General features: G+C 70.0%; 11 protein-coding genes and 1 pseudogene. 4 read left to right on the top strand and 8 right to left on the bottom strand.

What is annotated here, in order from left to right; all coding sequences use genetic code 11:
• Positions 1-3 precede the first annotated feature (3 nt).
• From AB0I79_RS14240 to AB0I79_RS14230, 3 genes are read left to right on the top strand one after another with little or no spacing between them, the layout of a single operon-like run.
• A complete protein-coding gene (locus tag AB0I79_RS14240; protein ID WP_357871909.1) occupies positions 4-684 on the top strand; it encodes a FadR/GntR family transcriptional regulator in 681 nt (226 codons plus the stop codon).
• Between the two features lie 32 nt (positions 685-716).
• Positions 717-893, top strand: coding sequence for a hypothetical protein (locus AB0I79_RS14235; RefSeq protein WP_357871906.1), 177 nt, complete (start codon positions 717-719; stop codon positions 891-893).
• A 10-nt stretch (positions 894-903) separates the two neighbouring features.
• Positions 904-1,851, top strand: a complete 948-nt coding sequence (locus tag AB0I79_RS14230; RefSeq protein WP_357871903.1) for a DNA polymerase ligase N-terminal domain-containing protein — start codon at positions 904-906, stop codon at positions 1,849-1,851.
• 143 nt (positions 1,852-1,994) lie between these two features.
• On the opposite strand, the gene AB0I79_RS14225 is transcribed toward AB0I79_RS14230, so the two are convergent.
• From AB0I79_RS14225 to AB0I79_RS14195, 7 genes are all read right to left on the bottom strand, one after another.
• The gene (locus tag AB0I79_RS14225) at positions 1,995-2,930 is read right to left on the bottom strand and encodes an aldo/keto reductase (RefSeq protein WP_357871900.1); all 936 of its coding nucleotides are present in this window, start codon (positions 2,928-2,930) and stop codon (positions 1,995-1,997) included.
• Complete coding sequence (locus AB0I79_RS14220; protein ID WP_357871898.1) at positions 2,930-3,919, bottom strand: ABC transporter permease; 990 nt, start codon at positions 3,917-3,919, stop codon at positions 2,930-2,932. The genes AB0I79_RS14225 and AB0I79_RS14220 overlap by 1 nt, the downstream gene beginning before the upstream one ends.
• Complete coding sequence (locus AB0I79_RS14215) at positions 3,916-5,397, bottom strand: sugar ABC transporter ATP-binding protein (RefSeq protein WP_357871896.1); 1,482 nt, start codon at positions 5,395-5,397, stop codon at positions 3,916-3,918. The genes AB0I79_RS14220 and AB0I79_RS14215 overlap by 4 nt, the downstream gene beginning before the upstream one ends.
• A complete protein-coding gene (locus AB0I79_RS14210; protein ID WP_357871893.1) occupies positions 5,398-6,420 on the bottom strand; it encodes a sugar ABC transporter substrate-binding protein in 1,023 nt (340 codons plus the stop codon).
• 30 nt (positions 6,421-6,450) lie between these two features.
• Entirely contained in the window at positions 6,451-7,185 is a 735-nt protein-coding gene (locus AB0I79_RS14205) for an SDR family oxidoreductase (RefSeq protein WP_357871890.1), read from the bottom strand.
• Between the two features lie 29 nt (positions 7,186-7,214).
• A complete protein-coding gene (locus tag AB0I79_RS14200) occupies positions 7,215-8,489 on the bottom strand; it encodes an L-fuconate dehydratase (RefSeq protein WP_357871888.1) in 1,275 nt (424 codons plus the stop codon).
• Between the two features lie 158 nt (positions 8,490-8,647).
• Positions 8,648-9,445, bottom strand: coding sequence for a fumarylacetoacetate hydrolase family protein (locus AB0I79_RS14195; RefSeq protein WP_357871885.1), 798 nt, complete (start codon positions 9,443-9,445; stop codon positions 8,648-8,650).
• Between the two features lie 1,034 nt (positions 9,446-10,479).
• Here AB0I79_RS14195 and AB0I79_RS14190 point away from each other — a divergent pair.
• Complete coding sequence (locus AB0I79_RS14190) at positions 10,480-11,664, top strand: cytochrome P450 (protein ID WP_357871882.1); 1,185 nt, start codon at positions 10,480-10,482, stop codon at positions 11,662-11,664.
• 306 nt (positions 11,665-11,970) lie between these two features.
• Here the strand turns inward: AB0I79_RS14190 and AB0I79_RS14185 are convergent.
• Positions 11,971-12,330, bottom strand: a pseudogene (locus tag AB0I79_RS14185) (DUF559 domain-containing protein); the annotation flags it as partial.
• Positions 12,331-12,399: the final 69 nt, after the last annotated feature.

Genomic DNA, 12,399 nt, shown 5'->3' with positions numbered 1-12,399 from the left:
AGCGTGGCGGTCACCGATGCGGCCATCGACAAGATCAAGCAGATGATCCTCTCCGGCGAGCTGGCGCCGGGCGACCGGCTGCCGAAGGAGGCCGACCTCGCCGAACGGCTCGGCCTGTCACGCAACTCGTTGCGCGAGGCCGTGCGCGCGCTGTCGCTGATCAACGTGCTGGACGTGCGGCAGGGCGACGGCACGTACGTCACCAGCCTGGAGCCGCGGCTGCTGCTCGACACCATGTCGTTCGTGCTCGACCTGCACCGGGACGACACGGTTCTGCAGTTCTTCGAGGTGCGCCGGATCCTGGAGCCGGCCGCCACGGCGATGGCCACGGAGCAGATGACCGACGCCGACGTCGCCGAGCTGCGGCTGATCCTGGAGTCGCTCCCCGAGCGGCCCACGGTGGAGGAGTTGGTGGCCAACGACCTGCAGTTCCACCTGCGGATCGCGCAGGGGTCGGGGAACAGCGTGCTGTGCTCGTTCATCGAGAGCCTTTCGGGGCCGACCACCAGGGCGCGGATCTGGCGCGGCCTCACACAGGAGGGGGCGATGGAGAAGACGCGGGAGCAGCACACCGCGATCTACGAGGCCATCGCCGCGCGCCAGGCCGACGTCGCCCGTTCCTGGGCGACCGTGCACGTGGCGGGCGTGGAGTCGTGGCTGCGCCGGGCGCTGGAGCTCGACTGAGCATCGTGCCTGGTCAAGGGCGGCGGCAGGCCGTGAGCACACATCGGAGGAATGGTGGCGAGACCTTCTCCAACGTGGTCAACGGCTACGTGCACGTCACCAGGCACGCCGTGGACCTGCCGGCCCAGCGCATGACCTCGTCGGCGGGCGAGCCCAGGGAGGTGCGGGTGCCGTACCGGCTGGTGATCAGGGAGAGCACGAGCGGGTAGTACCGGTGCTGTGTCCGACAAACTCTCGAAATACCGGAGCAAACGCGACCCGAAACGTACCCCAGAGCCCGTCCCCGACTCCCCCTCCCCGTCCCCCGAAGGAAACGCCTTCGTCATCCAGGAGCACCACGCCCGCTCCCTGCACTGGGACCTGCGCCTGGAACGCGACGGCGTGCTCGTCTCCTGGGCCGTCCCCAAGGGCCTGCCCGCCGACCCGGGCACCAACCACCTGGCCGTGCACACCGAGGACCACCCGATGGAGTACCTCACCTTCCACGGCGAGATCCCCAAGGGCGAGTACGGCGGCGGCACCATGACCATCTGGGACACCGGCACCTACGAGACGGAGAAGTGGTCGGAGCGCGAGGTCAAGTTCGTGCTGCGCGGCGAGCGGGCCTCCGGCCGGTTCGTGCTGTTCCGGACGCGGGGCAAGAACTGGATGATCCACCGCATGGGCTCCGCGGTCCGCGACCCGTTCCCGTCCGTCTCCCCCATGCTCCCGACCGAGCGCGCCAAGCTCCCGAAGGACGTCGCGGCGTACGCCTTCGAGTTCGCCTGGGGCGGGCGGCGGCTCCTGGTGCCCATCGACGGCGGCCGCACGGACGTCGCCCGCGAGCACCCGTGGCTGCGCGGGCTGGCGGAGTCGTTCGGCAGCCGTACGGCGGTGCTGGACGGGGAGGTGGCCACGCTCGGCGGCGCGGAGATCCTCCTCTTCTACGACCTGCTGTACGACGACGGGCGGTCGTTGCTGGACGAGCCCTACACGGCGCGGCGGGCCGCCCTGGAAGCGCTGGAGCTGACCGGAGCCCACTGGCAGACCGCGCCGTCCTGGCCCGGCGAGGCGGGCGCGGTGCGGCAGGCGGCACGCGAGCAGGGGTTGCCCGGGGTGGTCGCCAAGCGGCTGGACTCGCCGTACGAGCCGGGGCCGTCGAAGTCGTGGTTGTTCATCGGGTCCTGAACGGTGACGACCGCGTCCCTTCGGAGCCATGCCGGTCAGTGCCCCTTCGGAGCCATGCCGGTCAGTGCCCCTTGGGGGCCATTGCCGGTCAGCGCGCTGCGGGAGGCCGGGCAGGCCCGTCGCGGCGACGGGCCCGCGAGACCTCATCCGGCCGCGGCCAGCAGCCCCTCCCCTTCCAGCTCGGCCCACAGTTCCCCGGGCACCGGCCGCGACCACAGCTCGGCGTTCCGCCGGACCTCCTCGGGCGTGCGGGCCCCCAGCACGATCGTGGCGATCGCCGGGTGGCGCAGCGGGAACGCCATGGCGGCGTGCGGCAGGGTGACGTCGTGGCGCTCGCAGACCCGCGCGATCCTCGTGGCACGGTCGAGCAGCTCCGGCGGGGCCGGCGCGTAGTTGTAGGTGCCCGACGGCTCGTGAGTGGCCAGGATGCCGCTGTTGAACACCCCGGCCGCCAGCACCTGGACGCCCCGCTCGGCGCACGCGTCCAGCAGGGGCAGGCCCGACTGGTCGAGGAGCGTGTAGCGGCCGGCGAGCATGACGACGTCGATGTCGGTCTCCTGGACGAAGCGCAGCGGCGCCTCCCACTGGTTCATGCCGACGCCGATCGCCCGCACCCGGCCCTCGGCGCGCAGCTCCGCCAGCGCCGGAGCCGCCTCGGTGATCGCCTGGTCCACGTGGTCGTCCGGGTCGTGGATGAGGGCGATGTCCACGGCCGGGAGCCCCAGGCGTACCAGGGAGTCGTCCAGGGAGGCGCGGACGCCGCCCGGCGAGAAGTCCCACACCCGCTCCAGGTCGCCGGCGACGTCGAAGACGTCGTCGTCGCGGCCGTCGCCGGACGCCTTGGGCCGCAGCAGGCGGCCCACCTTGGTGGACAGCAGGTAGCCCGACCGGCCGGCGAGCGCGGCGCCCAGGCGGCGCTCCGACAGGCCGAGGCCGTAGTGGGGCGCGGTGTCGTACAGGCGTACCCCGCTCTCCCAGGCCGCGTCCACCGTGGCGCGGGCCTGCTCCTCGGCGACCTCGTCGTAGAGGTTGCCGATGGGGGCGCCGCCGAAGCCGTGACGGGGCAGGTCGATGGCCATCAGTCCTGTGCCTTTCCGCCCGCGATCCGGCTGATCATGAGGGCGATGAGGATGATCGAGCCGTAGATGACCGGCTGCCAGAAGCCGGAGACGCCGATGAGGGTCAGGATGTTCTGGACGAGGCCGATCACCAGCACGCCGGTGAGCGCGCCGAGGATCGTGCCCTTGCCGCCGTCCATGCTGACGCCGCCGATGACGGCCGCGGCGAACACCATGAAGATCCAGCCGACGCCCTGGTTGTTGCCGATCGCCCCGAGACGCCCGGTCTCCAGGATGCCGGCCAGTGCCGCGAGCGTTCCGCCCAGGATGAAGACGCCGTACAGGACCCGGTCCACCCGGATGCCGGCGGCGCGGGCCGCGTCGATGTTGCCGCCGATCGCGTACAGCGCGCGGCCGAGCCTGAGGTAGCCGAGGCCGAAGATGCCGGCGGCGAACAGCAGGCCGGCGATCCAGATGGCGGCCGGGAGGCCGAGCCACATGGCGCTGCCCAGGTAGAGGATCGATTCGGGGAGCTGGAACAGCGTCTTGCCCTCGGTCGGGCCCTGCAGGAACCCGTGCACGATGATCAGCATGGCCAGCGTGACGATGAACGCCGAGAGCTGGAACCTGATGATCAGGAAGCCGTTGAACGCCCCGATCGCCGCCCCGATGAGCAGCGCCAGCGGGATCACCAGCGCCCCGGGCAGCCCGATGCCGAACCCGCCCGCCGCCACCGGGACCACCAGCATCACCGCGATGGCCGGCGCGGTGCCGACCGTGGACTCCAGCGAGAGGTCGAACTTGCCGGCGATCAGGATCATCGCCTCGGCCAGCACGAGCAGCGAGATCGCCGCCTGCTGCTGGAGCACGTTCGTCAGGTTGCCCGCCGTCAGGAAGGTCGGGTCCAGGAACGCGCCCACGACCAGCAGGAGCACGATCACCGGCACGAGCGTCAGGTCGCGGAACCTGGCCAGCTTCAGCCGGGGGGCCGGCGCAGTCAAAGTCGTCACTCTTCCATGCCTTCCATCACGGCCACGAGCTCGTGGTCGGTCCAGCCACGTGGCACGTCCTTCACCACCCTGCCGTGGAACATCACCAGCACCCTGTCGCAGATCCGCAGGTCGTCCAGTTCGTCGGAGACCACCACGGCGCCCGCCCCGCGCTCGACCGCGTCCTCGACGGCGCCGAGCAGGGCCTGCTTGGCCTTGACGTCCACGCCGGCGGTCGGGTTGATCACCACCAGCACGGTCGGGTCGTCCACGAGCGCCCGGGCGAACACGACCTTCTGCGCGTTCCCTCCGGACAGGTCGCCGACCGGCTGGTCGGGGCCTTCGGTCTTGATGTCCAGCGCGCCGATCATCTGCTCGGCCCTAGCGCGGCGCCTGGCCGGGGAGACCAGGCCGTAGCGGCCCAGCTTGCGGGCGATCGGGAACGTGGCGTTCTCCCCCACCGAGAGCAGCGGGACGAAGCCCTCGTGGTGGCGGTCCTCGGGCACGAACCCGAGCCCGGCCTTCATGGCGGCCGGCACGTCGCCGGGCCTGACCCGGGTGCCGTTCACCGTGACCGTGCCGGTGTCGGGCCTGCGCAGCCCGACCAGGGTCTCGGCGAGGCCGACCTTGCCGCTGCTCGCGGAGCCGGCCAGGCCGACGACCTCGCCCTCCTTGACGGAGAGGTCGATGTCCGAGTAGCGCCCCGCCAGGCTGAGGTTCGCGCCCTGCAGCACCACCCGCTCGCCGGGCGTGTGCTCGCGCGCCTCGTAGGCCGCCGTGGCCTCCCCCGTCATCGCGGCCACCAGCTCGTCGTGCGGCAGGTCGGCGACCGGCCTGGTGGTGACGTGCCGGGCGTCGCGGAAGACGGTGACGCTCTGGCAGATCTCGTAGACCTCGTCGAGGTGGTGCGAGATGTACATCATCGTGACGCCCTGCTCGCGCAGCGACCGCATGCGCGTGAACAGCCGCTCGATGGCCGGGCCGTCCAGCCGCGCCGTCGGCTCGTCCAGGATGATGAACCTGGCGCCGAACGACAGCGCGCGGGCGATCTCCACGAGCTGGCGCTGCTCCACGCTCAGGTCGCCGGCCAGCGCCTGCGCGTCCACGTCCACCTCGTAGGTGTCCAGCAGCTCGCGCGCCCTGGCCCGCAGCCTTCTCCAGTTGATCCTCGCGTGCCCGTCGGACTGGCGGTTGAGGAACAGGTTCTCGGCGACCGTGAGCGCCGGGATGATCGTGGACTTCTGGTAGACGCAGGCCACGCGCTGCCGCCAGGCGTCACGGTCGGCCAGGGCGGGCGCGGCCTGCCCCGAGAACCGCACCTCGCCCTCGTCCGGCCGCTGCAGCCCGGTCAGGATCGACACGAGCGTGGACTTGCCCGCGCCGTTCCTGCCGACCAGCGCGTGCGTCTCGCCCTCGGCGATCGCGATCTCCGCGCCGTTGAGCGCGGTCGTCGGGCCGAAGCGCTTGACCACCTTCCGGGCTTCAACGTGAAGGTTCATCTACTTGACCTGGTTGCCCCAGAGGGCCTTGTCGTCCACGTTCTCCTTCGTCACCAGCGGCGCGGGGAGCTGGTCCTCCAGCCCGTTCGGGAGCTGGATGATCGTGCTGTCGTGGTCCGTCGGGCCCGGCTTGAACGTCTTGCCCTCCGCCGCGGCCTTGGCGTAGAAGAGGGCGTACTTGGCGTACAGGTCGGCCGGCTGCGACACCGTCGCGTCGATCTCGCCCTTGCGGATGGCCTCGAACTCCTGCGGGATCCCGTCATTGGAGATCACGAAGACGTGCTTGGGGTCCTCCGGCGCGACGAGCAGGCCCTTCTGCTTGAGCACCTGCAGCGTCGGCGCCAGGTGCACGCCGCCCGCGTGCAGGTAGATGCCCTTGATGTCCGGGTTCTGCTCCAGGCGGGTCTGCAGCATGGACGCCGCCTTGCTGCCCTCCCACTCCGTCGGCTCGCTGAACACGGTGATGCCGGGGAACTTCGCCTTCATGCACTCCAGGAACGCCTCCGACCTGTCACGGCCGTTGATCGAGCTGAGCGCGCCCTGGAGCTGCACCACCTTGCCCTTGCCGCCGAGCTTCTCGCCGAGGAACTCGCACGCCTTGGTGCCGTACGCGCGGTTGTCGGCGCGGACGACCATGTAGACCTTGCCCTTGTCCGGACGGGTGTCCACGGTGACGACCGGGATCTTCTTGTTCTCCAGCTGCTGGAGCGTGTTGGCGATGGCGCCGGTGTCCTGCGGGGCCATGACGATGACCTTGGCGCCCTGGCCGGTCAGCGCCTGCACGTTGTTGACCAGCTTGGCCACGTCGTTCTGCGAGTTCGTGGCGGGCATGAGGTCCACCTTGAGCTCGCCGGCCATCTGCGGGACGTACTTGATGTAGGAGTTCCAGAAGTCGGAGTCGGCCCGCGGGTGGTCGATGCCGACCTTCCCGCCGCCGCTTCCTCCTCCTGCCGTGGTGCCCGAGCCACACGCGGTCACGACCGCCAAGAGGGCCGCTGCCGCGACCGCCCGTCCGAACTTCATGGGGGGTTACCTTCCTTGAGTAGCTTGGCCCTAGTTGGCGGGCCGGAGCCGCAGCCCCTGCATGCCGCCGTCCACCGCGAGCGCGGTGCCGGTGGTCGAGGCGGACTCGGGGCTCGCGAGGTACGCGATCGCCGCGGCCACCTCCTCCGCCGTGACCAGGCGGCCCATCGGCTGCCTGGCGTTGAGCGCCGCCCGCTCCGCCTCCGGGTCGTCGGCCGCGTCCAGCAGCCTGCCCACCCACGGCGTGTCGGCGGTGCCCGGATTGACGCAGTTGACCCGGATGCCCTCGCGGATGTGATCCGCCGCCATCGCCAGCGTCAGCGACAGCACCGCGCCCTTGGTGGCGCTGTAGAGCGCCCGCTGCGGCAGCCCCGCGGTGGCGGCGATCGAGCACGTGTTCACGATCGCGGCGTGCCCGGACCTCCTCAGGTACGGCAGCGCCGCCCGCGCCACCCGGACCATGCCGAGCACGTTGACGTCGAACACCTTGTGCCACTCGCTGTCCGGGTTGTCCTCGATGGTGCCCTGTGCTCCGATGCCCGCGTTGTTCACGAGCACGTCGATGCCGCCCATCCGCTCGGCCGCCTCGGCCACCGCCGCCCGTACCTGCGCGTCGTCCGTCACGTCGGCCTTGATGCCGATGAACGGCTCACCGGGCGGGTTCAGGTCGAGGCAGGCGACCGTCATGCCGCGCCCGGCCAGCGCCTGCGCCGCCGCCAGCCCGATGCCGGAACCGCCGCCGGTCACGACCGCCTTCAGACTCACGCCGCTCTCCTTCGTGCCCTGTCCCCCGCTCATGGTGTGCCGCCGTCCCGCCAGACCTCGCCGCCGGGGAACGTGTGGGCGGCGATCGACTCCGCGTGCATCTCCGCGCTGAACCCCGGCCTGGACGGCGCCACGTACCGGCCGTCGCGGATCACCACCGGGTCCACGAAGTGCTCGTGCAGGTGGTCGACGTACTCGATCACGCGGCCCTCCATCGTCCCGGTGACCGCCACGTAGTCGAACATCGACAGGTGCTGCACCAGCTCGCACAGCCCGACCCCGCCCGCGTGCGGGCACACCGGCACCCCGAACTTGGCCGCCAGCAGCAGGATCGCCAGGTTCTCGTTGACGCCGCCGACGCGGGCCGAGTCGATCTGCACGTACGAGATGGCCTCGGCCTGCAGGAGCTGCTTGAACACGATGCGGTTCTGGACGTGCTCGCCCGTGGCCACCGGCACGGGGGCGATGCCCCTGGCGATGGCGGCGTGCCCGAGCACGTCGTCAGGGCTGGTCGGCTCCTCCACCCAGTGCGGCCTGAACTCGCGCAGCGCGTTGACCCACTCGATGCCCGAGGCGACGTCCCAGCGCTGGTTGGCGTCGATCGCGATGGGGAAGTCCGGCCCGCACACCTCGCGCGCCACCCTGAACCGCCGCCGGTCGTCCTCCAGATCCGCGCCGACCTTGAGCTTGATCTGCCCGAACCCCTGCTCCAACGCCTCCTTGCAGAGCCGCCGCAACTTCTCGTCGTCGTACCCGAGCCAGCCGGGGGACGTGGTGTAGGCCGGGTACCCCTCCTGGATCAGCCGCTCGATCCGCTCGCCCTTGCCCGCCTCGTTCCTCTTCAGGATCTCGAGGGCCTCGTCCTTCGTCAGCGCGTCGCTCAGATACCGGAAGTCGATCAGCTCGACGATCTCCTCCGGCGACATCTCGGCCAGCAACCGCCACAGCGGCCTGCCCGCCCGCTTCGCCTTGAGGTCCCACAGGGCGTTGACCACGGCGGAGATCGCCATGTGCATGACGCCCTTCTCCGGGCCCAGCCAGCGCAGCTGCGAGTCGCCCACCATGTCGCGGTAGAGCGCGCCGAGGTTCTCGACGTCCTTGCCGAGCACGTACGGCTCCAGGGCGCTGATGGCCGTGGTCTGGACGTCGTTGCCGCGGCCGATCGTGAACGCGAACCCGTGACCCTCGTAGCCGTCGTCGGTCTTGAGGACCACGTAGGCGGCGGAGTAGTCGGGGTCGGGGTTCATCGCGTCGGAGCCGTCGAGCTGGCGGGAGGTCGGGAACCGCACGTCGTGCGTCTCCATCTCCACGATCCTGTACGCCCCCGCCCCCTCACCCTTACTGGGACCCGCGCCCTCGCCCGCACTGGAAGCCACGCCCACACCCGGACCCGCACCGTCGCCGGGTCCCCCCGTGCCCTCGTGAACCCCCGCGACGTCCTTGGGAGAGTCCATCGCTCCGGTCATGCCTGCCCCACCGTCTGGCGCTGCCGCCCGAGCCCCTCGATCTCCAGCTCCATCACGTCGCCGGCCCGCAGGTACGGCTGCCCGGGCATCCCCATCGCCACGCCGGCCGGCGTACCGGTGTTGATCACATCACCGGGCTCCAGCACCATGAACTGGCTCAGATACCGCACGACCTCGGCCACATCGAAGATCATGTTCTTGGTGTCGCCGTCCTGCCGCAGCTCCCCGTTCACCCAGAGCCGCATCGCCAGGTTCTGCGGGTCGCCCACCTCGTCGGCCGTCACCAGCCACGGGCCCAGCGGGTTGAAGGTCTCACACGACTTCCCCTTGTCCCACTGTCCACCCCGCTCCAGCTGGAACTCCCGCTCGGAGACATCGTTGGAGATCGCGTACCCGGCGATCACACCGAGCGCCTCCTCCCGGCTGCCGAGGTAACGGGCCTGCTGTCCGATGACGACGGCCAACTCCACCTCCCAGTCGGTCTTCACGCTGCCCCGCGGCACGAGCACTTCGTCGTACGGGCCGACCATGGTGTTACTCGCCTTCATGAACACCACAGGCTCGGCCGGCACCGCGGCACCGGACTCGGCGGCGTGATCGCTGTAGTTCAGGCCGATGCAGACGATCTTCCCGGGCCGCGCGATCGGCGCTCCGATCCGCACCCCTTCGGCCTCGACAACGGGCAGATCCCCACGCTCCAGCGCCTCGCGGACACGCGCCACTCCCCCGGAAGCGAGGAAAGCCCCGTCGATCTCGGGCTCTCCGATGTCGCGCAGGTTACCGGCGTCATCCATGACCACCGGCCGCTCCTGGCCGACGGGTCCAACTCGCAGCAGCTTCACACCGCACCCTTCTCATCGATACATCGGATGTCTCGTTTCAAGATGCTCGTGCTGGTGAACGGAGTGTGTCAAGTGCCACATGACGGATACATCCGATCCGTAACCACGAAACACCCCCATAAAGCCCTTCTCCCACTTGTGAACCCACTTAACCACCCGACCACCTCCCGTCCACACAGCCGAAATCCCGTCCACCCATACATCGGACGACAAACCCTCCCTCCGAAGCACGCCCCGGGACAGGGCAAGGAAGCGCCACGCGACGCACCGCAGGGCAGGCGACACGACGCACAGCGAGACAATGCGACGCAAGCCAACGCGAGGCGACACGACACGACGCGACGCGAGGCGACGCGACGCGAGGCGACGCGACGCGAGGCGACGCGAGGCGAGGCGACGCGAGGCGACGCGAGGCGACGCGAGGCGACGCGAGGCGACGCGAGGCGACGCGAGGCGACGCGAGGCGACGCGACGCGACGCGACACGACGCGACACGAGGCGAGGCGAGGCGACGCGACACGAGGCGACACGAGGCGACGCGAGGCGAGGCGACACGAGGCGACACGACGCGGGAGAGGCGACGCGCGGCGAGACGACCCAAAACGAGGCGACGCGAAGGCAAAGCAACGCAAACGACGCGAGCTTGACCCAACCCACCCACAACGCGCCACACTGCGGCAACACAGCCAGACGCCCATCAACCTGCGGCCGCCCGCAACGGCCTGCCAGGGCGGACACGACCCGCACGAACGGCAAGGACGTCCCAAGCAACGACTCGCTACGTGGACGAGGAACACCTGGCGGGGCATGGCGAGTGACACAAAGAGCCGGCGACATGCGATACGACAAGAAAGGAGCAGCTCAGAGGCGGTTTGCGGCAGGACGCATCAGGAAGGATCCATGCCCGTCCTTGACGACCGTACAGCGCCGTAATAGAACACGTTTCAGATAGTCCTAACCAAGCGCTTGATCAAGAGGTGACCCGCGTGCACATCGACCTTGTCGACAGGGACATTTACGCGAACGCCGGCCCACCCCACGACCAGCTCGCCTGGCTACGCGCGAACTCCCCCGTCCACTGGCACGAGGGCGAGCCCGGCTTCTGGGCCGTGACGCGCTACGAGGACGTCGTGCACGTGTCGCGGCACTCCGACCTCTTCTCCTCCCACCGTAAACTCGCCCTCTTCGAGGACCTCCCCGAGGACCAGATCGCGCTCCAGCGCCTCATGATGCTCAACCAGGACCCCCCGGAGCACACGAGGCGGCGTTCCTTGGTCAACCGCGGCTTCACCCCGCGCACGATCGGAGCACTCGAACAGCACATCCGCGACATCTGCGACGACCTCCTCGACAAGCTGACCGGCGAGATCGACTTCGTCACCGAAGTCGCCGCGCCCCTGCCTCTTTATGTGATCTGCGAGCTGCTCGGAGCCCCGGCAACCGACCGCGACAAGCTGTTCAACTGGTCCAACCGCATGATCGGCTCCCAGGACCCCGACTACGCCGCCAGCCCCGAGGAGGGCTCGGGTGCGGCCATGGAGGTCTACGCCTACGCCAACCAGCTCGCCGCCCAGCGCAGGGCCAACCCCAGGAACGACATCGTCACCAAGCTCCTCCAGTCGGACGAGCACGGCGAGACCCTCGGCGAGGACGAGTTCGACCTCTTCGTCCTCCTTCTCGTGGTCGCCGGCAACGAGACCACCCGCAACGCGGCCTCCGGCGGCATGCTCGCGCTCTTCGACCATCCCGACCAGTGGGACCGTCTGGTCGCCGACCCGGCACTGGCGAGGACGGCCGCGGACGAGATCGTCCGCTGGGTCTCCCCCGTCAACCTCTTCCGGCGCACCTCGACCACCGACCAGGTGCTGGGCGGGCAGGAGATCAAGGAGAACGACAAGGTCGTGGTCTTCTACTCCTCCGCCAACCGCGACACCTCCGTCTTCCCCGACGCCGAGATCTTCGACATCGCCCGCGACCCGAACCCCCACATCGGCTTCGGCGGCGGCGGAGCACACTTCTGCCTGGGCAACCACCTGGCCAAGCTGGAGCTCCGCGTCCTCTTCGAGCAACTGGCCCGCCGCCACCCCCGCCTGCGCCAGACGGGCGAGGTCCGGCGCCTGCGCTCCAACTTCATCAACGGCATCAAGGAACTGCCCGTGACCATCGGCTGACCCGACCGCTTCCACCCTCCGGTCTCCGCCGCCGGCCCCTCCCTCCTTCCGCTGTCTCCCCTCTCTTCCGCGCCCCGCTTTCCGTCTTCCTCCTTCCTTCCTGCGGCGGAACGCGGGTGGGTGCGTCGTGGGTGGCAGGGGTGAGGGGGGTAACCGGTAGCGGCGGTCGCGGCGGGCTGCTCGGATGCGGCTCAAGATGCGGATCGTGCCTTGCGGGCCCGGGCGCCAGCCGCGTTCGATCAAGGCGTTGGCCACGTGGTGGAGGAGGTCGGCGATCTGGCCGGGGATGACGTCTCGGCGGACGGCGATCACGCGCCAGCCACGCCGGCGCAACTCCTCGCGGCGGTCCGCGTCGTGCTGCTGGTCGGCGGGTGAGGTGTGGTGCTCCTGTCCGTCGTACTCCACCGCGACCTTGAACTCCTCCCAGCCCAGGTCGAGGTAGGCGGATCGGTCTTCGCCCAGCTCCACTCTGATCTGGGTGGTGGGCCTGGGCAGGCCGCCGTCGACCAGGATGACCCTCAGCCAGCTCTCTCGGGGTGAGGCTGCGCCGCGGTCGGCGAGGCTGAGGGTTTCGCGGAGGCTCCACGTGTTCAGGGGTCGGTACCACAGGGCTTCCAGGTCCACGCCTCTGCGGGCGAACTGGTCGAGGACGGCCACGGCTTCCATACGCGGCAGCCAGCGGGCGCAGTCGAGCGCCGTGCGGGCCATGGTGGTGAGACGGATGCCTCTGTGCTC

This window comes from Nonomuraea sp. NPDC050202 (assembly GCF_040656115.1).
GTDB lineage: Bacteria > Actinomycetota > Actinomycetes > Streptosporangiales > Streptosporangiaceae > Nonomuraea.
This window is presented reverse-complemented; position numbering and strand designations above follow the sequence as displayed.

Excerpts from the sequence above, each read along its gene's own strand:
- AB0I79_RS14195 (WP_357871885.1), bottom strand. The coding sequence starts at position 9,445 with ATGGATGACGCCGGTAACCTGCGCGACATCGGAGAGCCCGAGATCGAC.
- AB0I79_RS14225 (WP_357871900.1), bottom strand. The coding sequence starts at position 2,930 with ATGGCCATCGACCTGCCCCGTCACGGCTTCGGCGGCGCCCCCATCGGC.
- AB0I79_RS14200 (WP_357871888.1), bottom strand. The coding sequence starts at position 8,489 with ATGGAGACGCACGACGTGCGGTTCCCGACCTCCCGCCAGCTCGACGGC.
- AB0I79_RS14215 (WP_357871896.1), bottom strand. The coding sequence starts at position 5,397 with ATGAACCTTCACGTTGAAGCCCGGAAGGTGGTCAAGCGCTTCGGCCCG.
- AB0I79_RS14210 (WP_357871893.1), bottom strand. The coding sequence starts at position 6,420 with ATGAAGTTCGGACGGGCGGTCGCGGCAGCGGCCCTCTTGGCGGTCGTG.